Origin of the sequence: Bradyrhizobium genosp. L (assembly GCF_015624485.1) — a bacterium.
GTDB lineage: Bacteria > Pseudomonadota > Alphaproteobacteria > Rhizobiales > Xanthobacteraceae > Bradyrhizobium.
The window spans coordinates 3,908,642-3,925,504 of record NZ_CP061378.1; the positions used below are offsets into that span (position 1 = coordinate 3,908,642).

The window sequence follows — 16,863 nt, forward strand, 5'->3', positions numbered from 1 at the left end:
GGGAGCTTTCCATGGCGCATGTTGAGATGACGCCGGCCGTGGCGGGCGAGGCGGCGTCAAAGCCCCCTCGCCGCCGCTCCGTTTTAGGCTCGATCGATGCCGCGCTCGGCATGCTGGTGGAGATCCCGGCGGCGATCCTGGTCGTCGCCGAGGTCGTGATCCTGTTCGCCGGCGTGATCTCGCGCTACGTGCTGCACGCGCCGCTGATCTGGTCCGACGAACTGGCCTCGATCCTGTTCCTGTGGCTCGCGATGCTGGGCTCAGCGGTCGCATTCCGCCGCGGCGAGCACATGCGGATGACGGCACTGGTCGCAAGCGCCGGGCCCAGGCTCTGGGCCTATCTCGACGTCGTCGCCACCTGCGCGGCGCTGGCGTTCCTGATCCTGATCGTCAAGCCGGCCTACGAATACGCCTACGAGGAAAGCTTCATCACCACGCCGGCGCTACAGATCTCCAACACCTGGCGCGCGGCGGCGCTGCCGATCGGCACCTGCCTGATGGCGCTGTTTGCGCTGCTGCGGCTGGCGCGGGTCGGTGATTTCAAGACGTTCCTGCTGGCCGCGCTCACCGTTGCGGCGCTGATCCTGCTGTTCTGGCTGGCGCAGCCGCTGCTGCGGCCGCTCGGCAACCTCAACCTGATCATCTTCTTCGTCGGCGTGGTCGCGTTCTGCGTCTTCGCCGGCGTGCCGATCGGGTTTGCCTTCGGCATGGCGGTGTTCGGCTATCTGGCGCTGACCACGCGGACGCCGCTGATGGTGCTGGTCGGCCGGATGGACGAGGGCATGAGCCATCTGATCCTGCTCTCGGTGCCGCTGTTCGTGTTCCTCGGCCTCCTGATCGAGATGACCGGCATGGCGCGGGCCATGGTCGCGTTCCTGGCGAGCCTGCTCGGGCATGTTCGTGGCGGGCTGCACTATGTGCTGGTCGGCGCGATGTACCTGGTCTCCGGCATCTCCGGCTCGAAGGCAGCCGACATGGCCGCGGTGGCGCCGGTGCTATTCCCCGAGATGAAGCAGCGCGGCGCCCGTTCCGGCGATCTCGTCGCCCTGCTCGCGGCCACCGGCGCGCAGACCGAGACCATTCCGCCGAGCCTGGTGCTGATCACCATCGGCTCGGTCACCGGCGTCTCGATCTCGGCGCTGTTCACCGGCGGCCTGCTGCCGGGCGTGGTGCTCGCGATCACGCTGTCGACCCTGGTGTGGTGGCGCTACCGCGGCGAGGATCTGAGCCACGTGCAGCGCGCCACCGGCAGCGAGATCGGCAAGGCCTTCATCTTCGCCCTGCCCGCCTTGGCGCTGCCCTTCGTGATCCGCTACGCCGTGGTCGAGGGCATCGCGACCGCCACCGAAGTCTCGACCATCGGCATCGTCTACGCCTTCATCATCGGGCTTCTGATCTACCGCCAGTTCAAATGGCGGCGGCTGCTGCCGATGCTGATCGAGACGGCGTGCCTGTCGGGCGCGATCCTGTTCATCATCGGGACCGCGACCGGCATGGCCTGGGGCCTGACGCAATCAGGCTTTTCGCGCGCGCTGGCGGCGGCGATGACCGGGCTGCCCGGGGGATCGGCGACCTTCATCGCGGTCTCGATCCTGGCCTTCGTGATCCTCGGCAGCGTGCTGGAGGGCATTCCAGCGATCGTGCTGTTCGGGCCGCTGCTGTTTCCGATCGCCAAGGCGGTCGGCGTCCATGAGGTGCACTACGCCATGATCATCATCCTGGCGATGGGCATCGGCCTGTTCGCGCCGCCGTTCGGCGTCGGCTATTATGCCGCCTGCGCCATCGGACGGGTCGATCCGGCCGAGGGTATTCGGCCGATCTGGGGTTACATGCTGGCGCTGTTGATCGGCCTCGTCATCGTCGCCATATTTCCGTGGATTTCGATAGGGTTCCTGTAAATTCTTCAAATGAGATAGAGCCATGAGTGCAGCTCAAAACCAGTACGCGATCGGGCTGGACAAGACGCCGGCCAACTACGTGCCGCTGACCCCGCTGAGCTTCCTGGCGCGCTCGGCCGCGGTCTATCCCGATCATGTCAGCGCGGTCTATGAAGGCCGCAGCTTCACCTGGAAACAGACCTACGAGCGCTGCAAGCGCTTCGCATCCTATCTCGCGGGCCGCGGCATCGGCCATGGCGACACGATCGCTGCGATGCTGCCGAACATCCCGGCGATGAACGAGTTGCATTTTGCGGTGCCGATGGCAGGCGCCGTGCTGAACGCGCTGAACATCCGCCTCGACGCGGCGTCGATCGCTTTTCAGCTCGATCACGGCGGCGCCAGGATCATCCTGGTCGATCCCGAATTCTCGCACGTGATCACGGAAGCCCTGAGCCTGATGCAGGGCGCAAGGCCGTTCGTGATCGATGTCGACGATGCGGCGTTCGGCGGCGGCAAGCGGATCGGCGAGATCGAGTATGAGGCGGCCGTCGCGGCCGGCGATCCGGCTTTCGCGGAGCGGCCGCCGGGCGACGAATGGGACGCGATCGCGCTCAGCTACACGTCGGGCACGACCGGCAATCCCAAGGGCGTGGTGACCCATCACCGTGGCGCGTATCTGAACGCCGTCAGCAATATCCTCGCCGGCAATCTCGGCCAGCATCCGGTCTATCTGTGGACCTTGCCGATGTTCCACTGCAACGGCTGGTGCTTCCCGTGGACGATCGCGGCGACCGCCGGCGTCAATGTCTGCCTGCGCAAGGTCGATCCGGCGAAGATCTTCGAGCTGATCCCCGCGCACGGCGTCACCCATATGTGCGGCGCGCCGATCGTCTACAACACGCTGATCAATGCATCCGATGCGCCGAAGGGCGGCAAGGCGAAGCCCGTGATCGGGCTGATCGCGGGCGCGGCGCCGCCGGTCGCGGTGCTGGAAGGCGCCGAGCGGATCGGCATCAAGCTGACGCATGTCTATGGCCTGACCGAGGTCTATGGCCCCGCCTCCGTCTGCGCCGAGCAGCCGGGCTGGGATGAGCTGTCGGCCGATCAGCGCGCGCAGCTGAAGCGGCGTCAGGGCGTCTCCTATCCGCTGCAGGAAGGCGTCACCGTGCTCGATCCCGAGACGATGCGCGAGGTGCCGCGCGACGGCGAGACCATCGGCGAGGTCATGTTCCGCGGCAACATCGTGATGAAGGGCTATCTGAAGAACGAGAAGGCGACGCAGGAAGCGTTTGCCGGCGGCTGGTTTCACACCGGCGATCTCGGCGTGCTCGACGAGCACGGCTACGTCATCATCAAGGATCGCTCCAAGGACATCATCATCTCCGGCGGCGAGAACGTCTCCTCGGTCGAGGTCGAGGATATCCTCTACAAGCACCCGGCCGTGCTGTTCGCGGCCGTCGTCGCCAAGCCCGATCCGAAATGGGGCGAAGTCCCCTGCGCCTTCCTCGAACTGAAGGACGGCGCCAAGGCGACCGAGGCCGAGATCATCGCCTATTGCCGCGAGCACATGTCGGGCTTCAAGACCCCGAAATCCGTGGTGTTCGGCGTGATCCCGAAGACGTCGACGGGCAAGATCCAGAAGTTCCTGCTGCGCAATGAGGTCGGGTCAGTGAAGGCGATCTCGGCCTAGTCGACCGTCCGCGTCGCGTAACAGAGTTCTCGCGTCCTTTGCTTATCGCGGATATTCTCGTGATGTCGCGGTCGGTTACCATCCTCGCGGCACGGAGCATTGCCGATGAAGTATGTGGCACTCGTCCTCGGTACGGTAGCCATGCTCGCTGTTGCCGGGATCGCATTCATTTGGCGTTATCTCAGCCCAAAAGATCTCGATACCGAGATTGCAAAATCCCTGTTGAGCGTGCTGACCGCTTCCGTTGTGACCCAAGCCGTAGCGATTGTCGTTTATCAATATAACGAGTCGAGAAAGACGCAGGCAGACAGAGACGCCTTTCGTGCCCGAGTGCTCGATCGTATCAACGAAGCATTCGTGAAGATAAAGGGATTACGCCGCAAATTGCGCGCTCAGGCTACGCTAACGGGGACCGAAGAAGCACCGACCTATAGCGTTAGCCAAAGTTTGTACCAGGAAACACTCGAGGAGGTGAACGATATTCAACTGGGTCTCGAAGTCATTGCCAAGGACGTGGAAACCAACTCCGGCATTCTGAAATTCGGGAAGGAAATCTTTCGAGGCCTGCGTTCGATGGAAGAGTATCTCAATGAAATTGTCGACGAGTGGGAACATCTGCATGCCGAATTCGAAGGCGAGCCCGCAGTTGCGCAAACGTCGGCTATTCCGAAGTTCAATGACTTGCTGGGTCCCTACAAAACATCCCAATTCAGGCCACTGTTCGTCCATGCCTATTACGAGACTATCGAGCGCGTCAGAGCATCCATGACAGATGGGAGTGCCCGGCGGTGGCAAATGTTCTTGAAGCCGTTCAAGGCCAGTTAGCGATCCTTGCCGACAGCTCAACGTAATCGCGCTTCAGCCTGCCCGGTCGAGGGTCAGGCGCATGCCGTCATAGGCCGGCACGACATTTCCGGGCAGCGAATTTCGCAGCACCTCGTAGTCGAGGTCGGAATGCAGATTGGTGAGCACGGCCTGCTTCGGCTTGAAGCGCTCGATCCACGACAAAGCGTCGTTGAGGCTGAAATGGCTCGGATGCGGTGCGTAGCGCAGGGCGTCGACGATCCACAGATCGAGGTCTTTCAGCGCCGGCCAGCTCGCCTCGGGAATATCGTGCAGATCCGGCGTGTAGGCGGCTGCGTCGATGCGATAGCCGAGCGCGGGGATGTTGCCGTGCTGGACCAGGAAGGCGGTCAGTTCGAGCGGACCGCCCTTCCCGTCAATCGTCTGGCTCTCGCCGGCCTCGATCGCATGTCGCGTCAGGATCGGTGGATAATCGCTGCCTTCCGGCGAGATGAAGCAATACGAGAATCGCGCCATGATGTCGTTGGCGGTCGACGTGTTGAAGTAGACCGGAATACGTCGCCGCTGGTGCAGCACGACCGAGCGCAGATCGTCGATGCCATGGGTCTGGTCGGCGTGCTCATGCGTCAGGAACACGGCGTCGATGTGCTCGACATCGGCGTCGATCAATTGCTCGCGCAAATCGGGCGCGGTGTCGATCACGACCCGCGTGGTGCCGTGCGCGCCCTCCTGCTCCGCCATGATCGAGCAGCGACGGCGGCGGTTCTTGGGATTGTTCGGATCGCAGGCGCCCCAGCCGAGCGCCGGGCGCGGCACGCCGGCGGAGGAGCCGCAGCCCATGATGGTGAGTGTCAACGTCATGCAATAACCTTTGGCGCCGGCACCTTTGAGAACAGCCGGAAGAAATTTTCGCTGGTCTGCCGCGAGATCTCCTCAAGCGAGACGCCGCGCGTCTCGGCGAGCACCTTGGCGACCTCGACGAGATAGGCCGGCTCGTTGCGCTTGCCGCGGAATTTGCCGGGCGCCAGGTACGGCGCGTCGGTCTCGACCATGATGCGATCGGCCGGCAGTTCGGCCGCCAGCTCGCGCAGCGCCTCCGACTTCTTGAAGGTCAGGATGCCCGTGAACGAGATCGACAGCCCGAGCGCGATCGCCTTCATCGCCAGCTCGCGACCGCCGGTGTAGCAATGCAGCACGGCCTTGAACGGGCCCTTCGCGGCTTCGTCTTCCAGGATGCGGCCGCAATCCACATCGGCCTCGCGGGTGTGGATGACAAGCGGCAGGCCGGTTGCGCGCGCAGCGGCGATATGGGCGCGAAAGCCGCGCTCCTGGGCCTCGCGCGAGCCGTGCTCGTAGAAATAATCCAGCCCGGCCTCGCCGAGTGCGACGACCTTCGGATGCGTCGTGAGTTCGATCAGCTCGCCGGTCAGAATGCCGTCCTCCTCGTCGGCATGATGCGGATGGGTGCCGACCGAGCAATAGACATCCGGGAAGCGATCGGTGATCGCGAGCAAGCCGCCGAGCCGCTTTACCCGGGTCGAGATCGTGACCATGCGGCCGATGCCGGCCGCTTCGGCGCGGCCGACGATGCCGTCGAGATCGTCGGCGAAATCAGGGAAATCCAGATGGCAGTGACTGTCGACCAGCATGATGTCCGAACCGCTCACTCGGTCTTCGGTTCCACATAGCGCGGGAACACGCCGACCGGCGCCGGCAGCACCGTCCCCGGCCTGATCCGCTCCGCGAGCGCCTCGAAGCTGCGGGTATTCTCCGCAACGCCGAGGCTGTCGAGCATCTTGCCGCAGGACGCCGGCATCACCGCCTGCGCCATGATCGCGATCTGGCGCACGACTTCGGCGGTGACATAGAGCACCGTCTTCTGGCGCGCAGGATCGGTCTTCGCCAGGGCCCACGGTGCCTCGCCGGCGAAGTAGCGGTTGGCCTCGGCGACCACGGCCCACACCGTGTTGAGCCATTGGTGGATCTGCTGCGTCGCCATCGCGTTGCGCGAGGTCTCCAGCATGGCATCGGCCTGCGCCAGGATCGCCTGGTCGTTGTCGCTGAACGCGCCGGGCTCCGGCACCACGCCGCCGAGTTGTTTCGCGATCATCGACAGCGAACGCTGCGCCAGATTGCCGAAATCATTGGCGAGATCGGCATTGATGCGCGCGACGATGGCCTCATGGTTGTAATTTCCGTCCTGACCGAACGGCACCTCGCGCAGGAAGAAGTAGCGCACCTGGTCGACGCCGTATTGCTCGGCAAGATTGAAGGGATCGACCACGTTGCCGACCGACTTCGACATCTTCTCGCCCCTGTTGAACAGGAAGCCGTGCGCATAGACGCGCTTCTGCACGGGGACGCCGGCCGACATCAGGAACGCCGGCCAGTACACGGCGTGGAAGCGGATGATGTCCTTGCCGATGATGTGGACGTCGGCCGGCCAGTAGCGCCAGCGCTTGTCGCTCTCATCGGGATAGCCGACGCCGGTGATGTAGTTGGTCAGGGCGTCGACCCAGACATACATCACATGCTCTGGATCGTCCGGGACCTTGACGCCCCAGTCGAACGTGGTGCGCGAGATCGACAGATCCTTCAGTCCGCCGCGCACGAAGCTCATCACCTCGTTGCGGCGCGAGTCCGGGCCGATGAAATCGGGCTGGCTCTCGTAGAGCTGCAGGAGCTTGTCCTGATAGGCCGAGAGCTTGAAGAAATAGCTCTTCTCCTCGACCCACTCGACCGGCGTGCCCTGCGGGCCACGGCGGACATTGTCCTCGCCGACGGTGGTCTCGTCTTCGGCGTAATAGGCCTCGTCGCGCACCGAATACCAGCCGGCATAGGCGTCGATGTAGATGTCGCCATTGTCCTGCATGCGGCGCCAGATCGCCTGCACCGATTTGTGGTGCGCGGGCTCCGAGGTGCGGATGAAACGGTCGAACGAGACGTTGAGCCGCTCGTCCATCTCCTTGAAGCGCGCGGCGTTGCGGGTCGCCAGATCGTGGGGCGTCATGCCCTCGCCCTGCGCGGTCTGGATCATCTTTTGGCCGTGCTCGTCGGTGCCGGTCAGGAAGAACACGTCCTTGCCGTCGAGCCGCTGGAAGCGCGCCAAGGCGTCGGTCGCGATCGCCTCATAGGCGTGGCCGATATGCGGCTGGCCGTTCGGATAGGCGATCGCGGTCGTGATGTAGAACGCATTGCCGCGATCCGCGGCCGGCGCTGCTGCGGGAGCAGCCATGGACTTTGGTTGCGTGGCCGCCGGATTCGCGGTTGCAGGCTTCGGAGCCTTTTTGGGCGTTGTCGTTTTAGCTGTCGTCTTCGGCGCTGGCGCCTTCGGAGCATCAGGACCCTTGGTCGTGGCCTTCTTCGCCATCTTGGCTGGTTTCCTGATGACCTTCTTGGCGACCTTGCCGGCTTTCTTCGCGACGGCTTTCTTGCCCGAATTCTTTGCGGTCTTCTTGGTGCTCTTGTTGCCGGCCTTCGCCTTCGCAGCGCCCTTTCTCCTGGTCGCGCGCGTCTTGACGGCCGCCTTCTTTGCAGCGCCCTTCTTCGCAGTCTTCTTGGACGATTTCTTCTTAGCCTTGTTGGCCACCACAAAATCCTTCGGATCGAAACTTGATTGTCGGGAGTGTCGTCAGACGAGTGCTGTCAGAGGGGGCGTCTACCGGGTTGCGTCCGCAAGCATCGAAAACACCGAGAAAACCAGCGGCTTGCGCTCCAGATTGTAGGCCTCGGTGTCGCGCGCGGCGCTCGTGATCTTTTCCCATACCTCTGCCAGCCGTGCAAGGCGCGGCAGATTGGCATTGACGTCGCCAGCGCGCATGCGCTCGCTCATCCAGCGATCGATGCCGTCGATGAAGGCCGCGAGCGCGACGCGGTCGCTGATGCCGAGCGCATCGCCGAGCGCATGCAACTCACGCGGATCGACATTCGGCAGCGTCGCGAGCAGCGCGGCGGTGCGCTGCTGCAGCTTGAGCGCGTCGCCGCCGAGCAGCGACAGCGCCCGCCCCACGCTGCCCTCGGAGGCCGCGGCGGCCTCGAGCAGCGCGGGATCGTCGGCGGCCATATCGGTCGCAGACGCAGCCGCGCGCACAACGTCGCTCGTCTCGAGCGGCCGCAGCAGCAATTTGCGGCAACGGGACAGGATGGTCGGCAGCACCCGCGACGGCGCGTGACTGGCCAGCAGGAACAGCGACTGCTGCGGCGGCTCCTCGAGGATCTTCAACAGCGCGTTGGCGGCATTGGGATTGAGCTCGTCGACGGTGTCGACGATGCAGACGCGCCAGCCCTCGACCGCGGCGGTCGAGCCGAAGAACGAGATCGTCTCCCGCGTCTCGTCGACCGTGATGACCGTGCGCATCACGCCACGGTCGTTGAGGCCGCGCTCCAGCACCAGCAACCCGCCATGGGCACCGGCCGTGACCTGCCGCGCCACATGATCGGACGGATCGAGGCGGAGCGTCTGTGCCTGCTGCACCTGGGAGGCACGCGGATTGCGGAACGCGAGCACGAAGCGCGCCATGCGATAGGCCAGCGTCGCCTTGCCGATGCCCTGCGCGCCGCCGATCAGCCAGGCATGCGGAATCCGACCACTGCGATAGGCATCGAGCAACGCGGCTTCCGCCTCGCGATGCCCAAACAGTTCGGACGTCTCGCGCGGATGCCGGACCGCGATCTCCTGTTCGACCTTGCGCGCGCTCATGCGGAACTGGCTTCCGTCATCGTCATGCGCAGATGCTCGCGCAGCTCGGTCCAGATCCTGGCCGCGACCGTGTCAGGATCGCCGGTGGCGTCGATCGGCACGCAGCGCTCCGGGTCCTCGGCCGCGATCCGCAAGTAGGCTTCGCGCAGATCCTGGTGGAACTTGACGCCCTCCGCCTCGAAGCGATCGGCCGCAGCGTTGCCGCGGCGCGCGGCGGCGCGTTGCAGGCCGACCTCGACCGGGACGTCGAGGATGAAGGTCAGGTCGGGCTTGAGATCGCCGATGGTGACGCGCTGCATGGCGTTGACGAGGCCGGGCGGCACCTGGCCGAGCTGGCCTTGATAGGCGCGCGTGGAATCGAAGAAGCGGTCGCACAGCACCCAGACGCCCTGCTCCAGCGCCGGCAGGATCACGCTGCGGACATGGTCGTCGCGGGCGGCGGCAAACAGCAGCGTCTCGGCGTCGGGCCCGAGCAGCTTGCCCATCCCTGACAGCAGCAGATGGCGGATGATCTCCGCGCCGGGCGAGCCGCCGGGCTCGCGGGTGACGATGGCGCGCAGCTTGGCGGCATCGAGACGCTCGGCGAGCTTGCGGATCTGGGTCGATTTGCCCGAGCCTTCGCCGCCCTCAAAGGTGATGAAGCGACCGCGCAAGCTCGGCCGTTTGACTGCCGCTTCCGCCATGTCAGAGCTTCTCGACGCCGGCGCGGAACATGCCGATGACGAGCTCCTGAACGCCGTCGAGCGCCCGGCGCATGGTCGATCCCGTGCCGACGGCTTCCGCGGCAAACACCGGCTGCTCGACGGCGACATTGGCGCCGCGCCACACCCTCACAACGCCGATCTTCTGGCCCGCCGTGATCGGCGCCTTGACCGGGCCGCTGTAGATGACCCGGGCGAGCAGCTTGTCGTTGCCGTTCTTCGACACCATCACCTTGACCGGATCGGGGCTGGTCAGCTTGACCGAGCGGCTGTCGCCGCCGAACACCCGGGCGTAGCCGATCGGCTGGTTGGCCGCGATCAGCGTGCGCGTCTCGAAGCTGCGGAATCCCCATTCCAGCATCTTCTTGGCTTCGCTGGCGCGATCCTCCGAATCCTCCAGGCCATTGACCACGACGATCAGCCTTATGTCGTTCTGCACCGCCGAGCCGACCATGCCGTAGCCGCCCTCCTTGGTGTAGCCGGTCTTCAACCCGTCGGCGCCGGGCATGGCGTTGAGCAGCGGGTTGCGGTTCTGCTGGCGGATCTTGTTCCAGGTGAATTCCTTCTCGCCGAACAGCTTGTACATGTCGGGATAGGTCAGGATGATGTGGCGCGCCAGGATCGCGAGCTCCCGGACCGTCATCTTGTTGGCGGGGTCGGGCAGCCCGTTGGAATTGCCGAAGGTCGACCTGGTCAGGCCGAGCTCGCGGGCGCGCTTGGTCATGACATCGGTCGCGAAGGTGTGCTCGTTGCCGGCAATGCCTTCGGCGAGCGCGATGCAGGCGTCGTTGCCGCTCGGGATGATCGCGCCGTGCAGGAGGTCGTCGACCGAGACCTTGCTGTTGATCGCCGCGAACATCGTGGACGTCCCGGACGGCGCACCGCCGCGGCGCCAGGCGTTCTCGCTGATCCGATACTCGTCGGTCAGCTTGATGTCGCCCTGCTTGATGGCGTTCAGCACCACCTCGGCGGTCATCAGCTTCATCATGCTGGACGGCGCGCGCAGCTCGTCGGCGTTCTTCTCGAACAGCACGCTGCCCGAGGAGGCCTCGACCAGGATCGCGGTCGGAGCATCGCCGTCGAAGCCACCCTCTTCCTTCTTGGCGCCCTGCACGCTTTGGTTGGCGGCATAGACCACCCCACCCCAGCCGATCCCGAGCGCCACCGCAGCCACGACCAGGCCGCGCCAGCTACGCCCGGCGCGAGCGGCGAACGTGCGGGGAACTGCGGTCTCTGCTGCCATCGGCGATGTCCTGAGAGGCTGCGTTCTAGAACCTTTTCCGTTCCGATGGAATCGGAACGGAAAAGCTCCAGATTCTTTGTTTGACGCTTTTTCTTTACGCGAACCGGTGACCACTTCGCTCGAAAACGCTCTAACAGTTGGAAATATCGCAAACAACTGAGGTTTTTGCGCTGTGCACGGCCGGCACCGCGCGCCATCGCCATCCTGACCGGAACTGTTAGACAATCAGGCGAAGTACCTGAGCAAGCGACCGATTCAATAAAGGCCGCGTCCGCTCAGCACTTCGGCCGGTCCGCGAGCATCGATCGGCACATAGGCCGCCGCCGGGCTCGGGCTTGCGGCATAGCGCTCGTCGCCCTCATAGGAGACTTCCCGCGGATTGTTCAGCACACGACCCCGCGAGCGGCTCGAGGCCGACATTTCGGAGGTGGCATTGATCGAGGCGTAGTCGGCCGAGGTATTGCCCAGGCTATACGGCCGCCCCTCCGGCATCGGGACATCGCCACGGATCCGGCCCGCCGAAGACCCCATCTCGGGCACGAACGACCGCGCCGAGGCGACCCGCACCATCGAGGGTGACGGCGCCGGCGTCCCGGTCCGCAAGGTCGCGATCAGCTGACGATCGTCGGACCCTTCCAGCGGCGCCCGGCCGACATATTCGACGCGGACGCGGGCGACGCCGTTGCCTTTGAATTCAAGCAGTTCCGCCGCCTTGTTCGAGACGTCGATGAGGCGGTTGCCGTGGTACGGGCCGCGGTCATTGACACGGACGACCAGCGATTTGCCATTGCTCAGATTGGTGACCCGGGCGTAGCTCGGCATCGGCAGGGTCGGATGGGCTGCCGTCAGCGAGCCCATGTCGAATACCTCGCCGTTGGCGGTCAGGCGGCCGTGGAAATCGTCGCCATACCAGGAGGCGATGCCCTCGGCGCGGTAGTTGACGTCTTCCTCGGGCACGTAGGTGCGGCCACCGACGACATAGGGCTTGCCGATCCGGTAGGTGCCGCCGCCCTTGGGCACGGGGTCACCGAACGCCACCACGCGGGGGCTCGAGGACACCCCGTATTTGGGATCGACGCGGCTGGCGAATTTGCCCGACGAGGCGCAATTGGCGAGCAGAAGACAGGTGGCCACCGCAACAGCACCGCGTGCCGTCCGGACGATCGAATCTGGCCGTCGATTCCCCATCTGCCCCAAGTACCATTCTGCTGGAGCCGCGCCTACTGCGAGGCGTCGGCGTCACATCCCCTAACGATGCGGCCCACCTTCCGCACCAGACAGTGACAATATCGCAACCGGAACACGGCGGAAATGGGGACGGCCGTCCGGCGGTGTCGCCTTGGTAAACGGTCGCTTGCGCTTCCTCCGTTCAACTACGGAGCTGCGGCACCCTCGCCTGTCCCGCGATCAGACACACTGTTGCAGCAAATCATCAGTCGGGCGGCATCTTAGATTCCAACAATTGAATCTTTTTGACTGTGCAAGGCTGCAATCGTTTTCTCTCGGGTGTGGGGCGCAAAGGAAGTTTGCGATGATCGAGACGGTTACAGCGGTTATGGGCCTGGTGAGTGCAGCCATCTTCCTGGCGCACGCCGTGGAAGGCTATCGGTATCGGGCTTAAGGCCGGCACGAACGGAAAGACGCATCACCTCTTTCCAGGAGCGACTTCCAGGCGACGACGTTCCAAGGACGACTGTTCGGAAAGCTTTAATCAATTCGGATGAGCATCGGGTCAAGGCAGGTGTGTCATGCGTAATCACGATTTTGTCTCCGACGGATTTCTGACCCTCACCGCAGCGAGCCTCGTGCTGCTGTGCTCGAGCCTGCTGGCGTTCGCCTTCAACTGACCATTTGTTATCGGGCGCGGTCCGCGCCCATCCGAGGGGCATCGCATGCCCCTTTCGCGTTTCCTTCCCCTTTGCTATGTGGCTCGCATCCAGCTGGAAGGGTGGCCGAGTGGTTTAAGGCACCGGTCTTGAAAACCGGCGTGCCCGCAAGGGTACCGTGGGTTCGAATCCCACCCCTTCCGCCAGATGGGTGACAACCTCGTGCCGTGTGCGGTCAGGTCTGCCGGATGAAATCCGCGATCAATCCTCCGACTGCCTCCGGGGCATCCTCAAAGCAATAGTGCCCGACACCGGCGAGCCGCTTGACCGGCGCATCGGGAAAGATCGCTGAGAACAGCGGCAGGAAATGCTCCGCTTGCAGCGTGCGGTCGGCCTCGCCCCAGATCGCGAGCGCGGGCTTGCTGCGGATGGCGCGGTCAGTGGCGGCATCGGGGGTCTCGAACCGGTGTGCACCCGTCGCAAAGCCCTTGGCCCAGCCGATCGCACCCAGGCAGTCGGCCGGACGCGCGAACGGTTCGCCATAGGCCGCGAGCCAGCTGTCGTTGATGATGGCGTTGTTCTCAAAACCGTTGAGCTTGAGCGTGCTCAGGATGTTGAAGCCGAGCTGTCCCAGCACCGGCTCGAGGTCGCCGCTCGCCGCGGCCTTCGCGATCCACTGAAACCAGGGCGAAGCCTGCGCATTCGCGGTGAGACGGTCGAACAGATCGCCCTGCCCGAACGGCGTCGGTCCGTTGGCCGAGATGACGCGGCGGATGCGATCCGGGTGCCGCGCCGCTAGGCCCATGCCGACCGGGCCGCCGAAATCGTGCATCACGAGCGTGATGTCGGTGAGATCAAGCGCGAGAACCAATGCCTCCAGATTATCGACGTGGTCCTGAAGCCAGTAGCTGCGCGCCGCCGGCGTCTCGCTTTTGCCAAAACCCATATGGTCCGGGACGACCACGCGGTGCGTTGCGCTCAGGACCGGAACCAGATGGCGAAACAGGTAACCCCAGGTCGGTTCGCCATGCAGGCAGAGCACGACCTCAGCGTGCCGCGGGCCCTCGTCGAGATAGTGCATCCGGAAGCCTGGCGCTGCAGTGACGTGCGGCGCGAAGGGAAAGGTCCCGGCGAAGGTGGCATCGGATCGGATCATGGTGCGGATTTCCAGTGGAGGTTTTAATTTGAAACCACGCCATATCAGTTGAGGTTTTAGTTTGCAACCGCTATATCTCCCTTGTGTCGGAGCAGCAACGGACGAGGAAGCGGAAGGCAGATCGGCGATGGCCAAACGAGTGAGCCACAAGGATTCGATGTGCGGCGTGGCGCGGCCGCTGGATGCGATCGGCGACTGGTGGTCGCTTTTGATCGTCCGCGATGCCTTCGACGGGCTGCGCCGGTTCTCCGAATTTCAGCGCAGCCTCGGGCTTGCCAAGAACATCCTCTCGGCCCGGCTACGCAATCTCCTCGCGCACGGCATTCTGGAAAGCGCGCCGGCTGCGGATGGTGGCCCCTATCAAGAGTATCTGCTGACCGAGAAGGGACGCGGTCTCTTCCCGCTCCTCGTCGCGCTTCGGCAATGGGGCGAGGATTTCTTCTTCGCGCCTGACGAGGCCCATGTGCTGCTGCTGGATAGGAAGAACGCGCTGCCGGTCCGGCGGCTGGAGCTTCGGGCGCAGGACGGCCGTGTGCTCGGCGCCGAGGACACGATGGTGCGCCTGCCGTCGGTCGAACCTCGGAGCGCAAAGCGTTCACGGTGAACGTTGCGGCGCTTCTGCAGGCAACCGGATGTTAACCCTCCCGGCCGCAGCATTCGGTCCGTGGAGGTTCGACCAATGCAGACATTCCGGATTTCGCTGAGTGATGGAACGCGCAAATTCCACACCGTGATCCAGGCTCCCGATTCCGCTTCCGCGCACATCAAGGCCACCTACTTCTTCGATACGTCGAAATGGCGGATCCTGAGCGTGTCGCTGACCGGAGCCAGCGCCGTGGCGGCGTAGTCGCTGCTCGCGTTCCGAGCGAGTTCCATCGCGCCCTGCCCATGTTGGCTGATGACAGCCCCCACCCACCTCGCGCTACAATGGCGCGCCGGTGGACGGGAGGTGTGGTGATGCCGCGAAAGGGAATTACCGGACACGATGACTGGGTGGTCACCGAGGCCCTGGCCACCGCGCTGGTTGCGCTTGAACAATTGCCGTCAAAGCATCAGCCGCGCGCGCATATGGATGACGTCCGGAAACTCCTGACGGCAAGGTGCGAGGCCGGCGCCGTCACGCTGCATCTGGCGCAGGCCAAGTGCAGATTGTTTCCCGACACCAGTCCCCTGACGATCTACGAGGAGTACGGCCTGAAGGACGGGCTGGGCTAAAGCATGATCGATCAAGGTGAGTTGGAGCAGCAACGGAGGTCACCTCTCCCTTGGGAGAGGTCGGCGCGCAGCGCCGGGTGAGGGGTTACGGTCTCTCGTTAGACTAGCGCTGCGGCCCTCACCCGATTTGCACTGGACGATGCTTCGCATCGCCAAGCGCAAATCGACCTCTCCCCGCCGGGGAGAGGTGACCCGAACCTGACGCGAAATCGATTCAACCTAATTCCATCCCGCTGTAGCCGCGCCAACCAGCTAGTCGTGGCTGATGCGCCAGATCGTGCCGTTGCCGTCCTCCGAGACCAGCAGCGCGCCATCCTGCGCCACCGTGACGCCGACCGGTCGGCCCCAAACCTCGTTGTCGCCGACCACAAAGCCGGTGACGAAATCCTCGTACTGGCCGGTCGGTACGCCGTCCTTCAGCCTGATGCGAATGACCTTGTAGCCGGTGCGCCGGGACCTGTTCCACGAGCCGTGCTCGGCCGCAAAGGCATCGCCGCGATAGTCCGGCGGAAAGTTGCTGCCAGTGTAGAAGGTCAGGCCGAGCGAGGCCGAATGGGCCTGCAGCAGCACGTCGGGGATCGTCACCTTGTCTATCAGATCCGGTCGCTCGCCGGCATGCGCGGGGTCTTCGTTGGCGCCGATATAGTACCAGGGCCAGCCATAGAACGCGCCCTCGCGGACCCGCGTCACGTAGTCGGGCACCAGATTGTCGCCGTGGCCGTCGCGCTCATTGGTCGAGCACCACGGCGTGCCGCTGCCGGGCTGGATCGCAAGCCCGACGCAGTTGCGGATGCCGGTGGCGAACAGTTTTTGGTTCTTGCCGTCGGGGTCGAAGGCGAGCACGGCGGCGCGGTCGGTCTCGGCGCCCCAGGCGGCGCCGAGCGCGTGGTCGCGGCTCCACGCCTCGATGCCATCAGGCGGCCGCCCGAGCCCCTCGCCTGCGTTACCGGCGGAGCCGACCGACACCAGCATGCGCTTGTCGTCGGGCGTGAACACGATGTCGCGGGTGGAATGGCCGTAGCCGTGCGGCAGCTGCGCAACGATGGTCTCGGGTTTGCCGGACGCCTTGAGATCCCCGCTGTGATAGGCAAAGCGGACGACGCTGTCGGTGTTGGCGACGTAGAGCCATTGCGGATCGTCGCCGCTCGGGAAGAACGCGATGCCGAACGGCCGGTTCAGGCCGCTCGCAAAGACCTCGTTGGTGGCAGACCTCGTGGCACCGGCGGCGCTGCGCAGGATGCGGATGCGTCCGGTGCCGGTTTCGACAACAAAGATGTCGCCGTTGGGCGCGGTGCGGATGATCCGCGGCCCGCTCAGCCCGCTGGCGAACAGCTCGATCTTGAAGCCCGCCGGCACCTGCGGAATCGCCGATGCCGGACGCGGCATGACGCGGGACGCATTGCTGCTGGAGGCCGTCGCGCCGGGTTTCGGCAGGTCCTGCGGCGTGATCAGGCGGACCGTACCCGGCTTGTCGCGCTGCCAGTCGCCGAAGGCGTCTGCGCCCTTCAGCACAGGCTCGGCGGCCGCAGCCGATGCGATGAGGCAGGCGGCGCAGCCTGCAATGAAGACATTTCGCTGGTTCGGCATCATGCATTCCCGACACGCGACGGTCCGATCGCTTGCCAATATCTAGCCGAGCCGCCCCTTCA

The 16,863-nt window shown here is 64.6% G+C and carries 15 protein-coding genes and 1 tRNA gene; 7 read left to right on the top strand and 9 right to left on the bottom strand.

The window, feature by feature from the left end; translation table 11 throughout:
* Positions 1-11: 11 nt before the first annotated feature.
* The 3 genes from IC762_RS18420 (at position 12) to IC762_RS18430 (ending at position 4,395) form a co-directional block, all read left to right on the top strand.
* The gene (locus tag IC762_RS18420) at positions 12-1,898 is read left to right on the top strand and encodes a TRAP transporter large permease (protein WP_195783695.1); all 1,887 of its coding nucleotides are present in this window, start codon (positions 12-14) and stop codon (positions 1,896-1,898) included.
* Positions 1,899-1,920: 22 nt separating this feature from the next.
* Positions 1,921-3,570 carry an acyl-CoA synthetase gene (locus tag IC762_RS18425; protein ID WP_195783696.1) on the top strand — a complete coding sequence of 550 codons (1,650 nt, stop codon included), beginning with the start codon at positions 1,921-1,923 and terminating at the stop codon, positions 3,568-3,570.
* Between the two features lie 105 nt (positions 3,571-3,675).
* Positions 3,676-4,395, top strand: coding sequence for a hypothetical protein (locus IC762_RS18430; protein ID WP_195783697.1), 720 nt, complete (start codon positions 3,676-3,678; stop codon positions 4,393-4,395).
* A gap of 33 nt (positions 4,396-4,428) precedes the next feature.
* On the opposite strand, the gene IC762_RS18435 is transcribed toward IC762_RS18430, so the two are convergent.
* The 7 genes from IC762_RS18435 to IC762_RS18465 all read right to left on the bottom strand — a co-directional run bounded on the left by IC762_RS18435 (position 4,429) and on the right by IC762_RS18465 (position 12,205).
* A complete protein-coding gene (locus tag IC762_RS18435; RefSeq protein ID WP_195783698.1) occupies positions 4,429-5,235 on the bottom strand; it encodes an MBL fold metallo-hydrolase in 807 nt (268 codons plus the stop codon).
* Entirely contained in the window at positions 5,232-6,023 is a 792-nt protein-coding gene (locus tag IC762_RS18440) for a TatD family hydrolase (protein WP_195790179.1), read from the bottom strand. The genes IC762_RS18435 and IC762_RS18440 overlap by 4 nt, the downstream gene beginning before the upstream one ends.
* 14 nt (positions 6,024-6,037) lie before the next feature.
* Positions 6,038-7,963: a methionine--tRNA ligase gene (gene metG / locus IC762_RS18445; RefSeq protein WP_195783699.1), complete on the bottom strand. Its 1,926-nt coding sequence runs from the start codon at positions 7,961-7,963 to the stop codon at positions 6,038-6,040.
* A gap of 69 nt (positions 7,964-8,032) precedes the next feature.
* On the bottom strand, positions 8,033-9,073 hold the full coding sequence (locus tag IC762_RS18450; RefSeq protein WP_195783700.1) for a DNA polymerase III subunit delta': 1,041 nt from the start codon (positions 9,071-9,073) through the stop codon (positions 8,033-8,035).
* Entirely contained in the window at positions 9,070-9,756 is a 687-nt protein-coding gene (tmk, locus tag IC762_RS18455) for a dTMP kinase (RefSeq protein ID WP_195783701.1), read from the bottom strand. The genes IC762_RS18450 and tmk overlap by 4 nt, the downstream gene beginning before the upstream one ends.
* 1 nt (position 9,757) lies before the next feature.
* The gene (locus IC762_RS18460) at positions 9,758-11,017 is read right to left on the bottom strand and encodes a D-alanyl-D-alanine carboxypeptidase family protein (RefSeq protein WP_246801077.1); all 1,260 of its coding nucleotides are present in this window, start codon (positions 11,015-11,017) and stop codon (positions 9,758-9,760) included.
* A 255-nt stretch (positions 11,018-11,272) separates the two neighbouring features.
* Positions 11,273-12,205: a septal ring lytic transglycosylase RlpA family protein gene (locus IC762_RS18465; RefSeq protein WP_195783702.1), complete on the bottom strand. Its 933-nt coding sequence runs from the start codon at positions 12,203-12,205 to the stop codon at positions 11,273-11,275.
* A 754-nt stretch (positions 12,206-12,959) separates the two neighbouring features.
* Between IC762_RS18465 and IC762_RS18470 the strand changes: the two genes are divergently transcribed.
* A tRNA-Ser gene (locus IC762_RS18470) sits at positions 12,960-13,049 on the top strand.
* A 29-nt stretch (positions 13,050-13,078) separates the two neighbouring features.
* Here IC762_RS18470 and IC762_RS18475 read toward each other — a convergent pair.
* The gene (locus IC762_RS18475; protein WP_195790181.1) at positions 13,079-13,999 is read right to left on the bottom strand and encodes an alpha/beta fold hydrolase; all 921 of its coding nucleotides are present in this window, start codon (positions 13,997-13,999) and stop codon (positions 13,079-13,081) included.
* Positions 14,000-14,126: 127 nt separating this feature from the next.
* On the opposite strand from IC762_RS18475, the gene IC762_RS18480 reads away from it, so the two are divergent.
* The 3 genes from IC762_RS18480 (at position 14,127) to IC762_RS18490 (ending at position 15,214) form a co-directional block, all read left to right on the top strand.
* Positions 14,127-14,603, top strand: coding sequence for a winged helix-turn-helix transcriptional regulator (locus tag IC762_RS18480; RefSeq protein ID WP_195783703.1), 477 nt, complete (start codon positions 14,127-14,129; stop codon positions 14,601-14,603).
* Between the two features lie 75 nt (positions 14,604-14,678).
* A complete protein-coding gene (locus tag IC762_RS18485; protein WP_172626923.1) occupies positions 14,679-14,846 on the top strand; it encodes a hypothetical protein in 168 nt (55 codons plus the stop codon).
* Positions 14,847-14,956: 110 nt separating this feature from the next.
* Complete coding sequence (locus IC762_RS18490; protein WP_195783704.1) at positions 14,957-15,214, top strand: hypothetical protein; 258 nt, start codon at positions 14,957-14,959, stop codon at positions 15,212-15,214.
* A gap of 252 nt (positions 15,215-15,466) precedes the next feature.
* Here the strand turns inward: IC762_RS18490 and IC762_RS18495 are convergent, their stop codons facing one another.
* Positions 15,467-16,801 (bottom strand): PQQ-dependent sugar dehydrogenase, encoded by a 1,335-nt coding sequence (locus tag IC762_RS18495; protein ID WP_195783705.1) that lies wholly within the window; start codon positions 16,799-16,801, stop codon positions 15,467-15,469.
* Between the last annotated feature and the right edge of the window lie 62 nt (positions 16,802-16,863).

Bases quoted from the DNA above. Each gene is read 5' to 3' on its own strand.
- IC762_RS18420 (WP_195783695.1), top strand. From the start codon at position 12: ATGGCGCATGTTGAGATGACGCCGGCCGTGGCGGGCGAGGCGGCGTCA.
- IC762_RS18425 (WP_195783696.1), top strand. From the start codon at position 1,921: ATGAGTGCAGCTCAAAACCAGTACGCGATCGGGCTGGACAAGACGCCG.
- IC762_RS18430 (WP_195783697.1), top strand. From the start codon at position 3,676: ATGAAGTATGTGGCACTCGTCCTCGGTACGGTAGCCATGCTCGCTGTT.
- IC762_RS18435 (WP_195783698.1), bottom strand. From the start codon at position 5,235: ATGACGTTGACACTCACCATCATGGGCTGCGGCTCCTCCGCCGGCGTG.
- IC762_RS18440 (WP_195790179.1), bottom strand. From the start codon at position 6,023: ATGCTGGTCGACAGTCACTGCCATCTGGATTTCCCTGATTTCGCCGAC.
- IC762_RS18450 (WP_195783700.1), bottom strand. From the start codon at position 9,073: ATGAGCGCGCGCAAGGTCGAACAGGAGATCGCGGTCCGGCATCCGCGC.
- tmk (WP_195783701.1), bottom strand. From the start codon at position 9,756: ATGGCGGAAGCGGCAGTCAAACGGCCGAGCTTGCGCGGTCGCTTCATC.
- IC762_RS18460 (WP_246801077.1), bottom strand. From the start codon at position 11,017: ATGGCAGCAGAGACCGCAGTTCCCCGCACGTTCGCCGCTCGCGCCGGG.
- IC762_RS18465 (WP_195783702.1), bottom strand. From the start codon at position 12,205: ATGGGGAATCGACGGCCAGATTCGATCGTCCGGACGGCACGCGGTGCT.
- IC762_RS18475 (WP_195790181.1), bottom strand. From the start codon at position 13,999: ATGATCCGATCCGATGCCACCTTCGCCGGGACCTTTCCCTTCGCGCCG.
- IC762_RS18480 (WP_195783703.1), top strand. From the start codon at position 14,127: ATGGCCAAACGAGTGAGCCACAAGGATTCGATGTGCGGCGTGGCGCGG.
- IC762_RS18485 (WP_172626923.1), top strand. From the start codon at position 14,679: ATGCAGACATTCCGGATTTCGCTGAGTGATGGAACGCGCAAATTCCAC.
- IC762_RS18490 (WP_195783704.1), top strand. From the start codon at position 14,957: ATGCCGCGAAAGGGAATTACCGGACACGATGACTGGGTGGTCACCGAG.
- IC762_RS18495 (WP_195783705.1), bottom strand. From the start codon at position 16,801: ATGCCGAACCAGCGAAATGTCTTCATTGCAGGCTGCGCCGCCTGCCTC.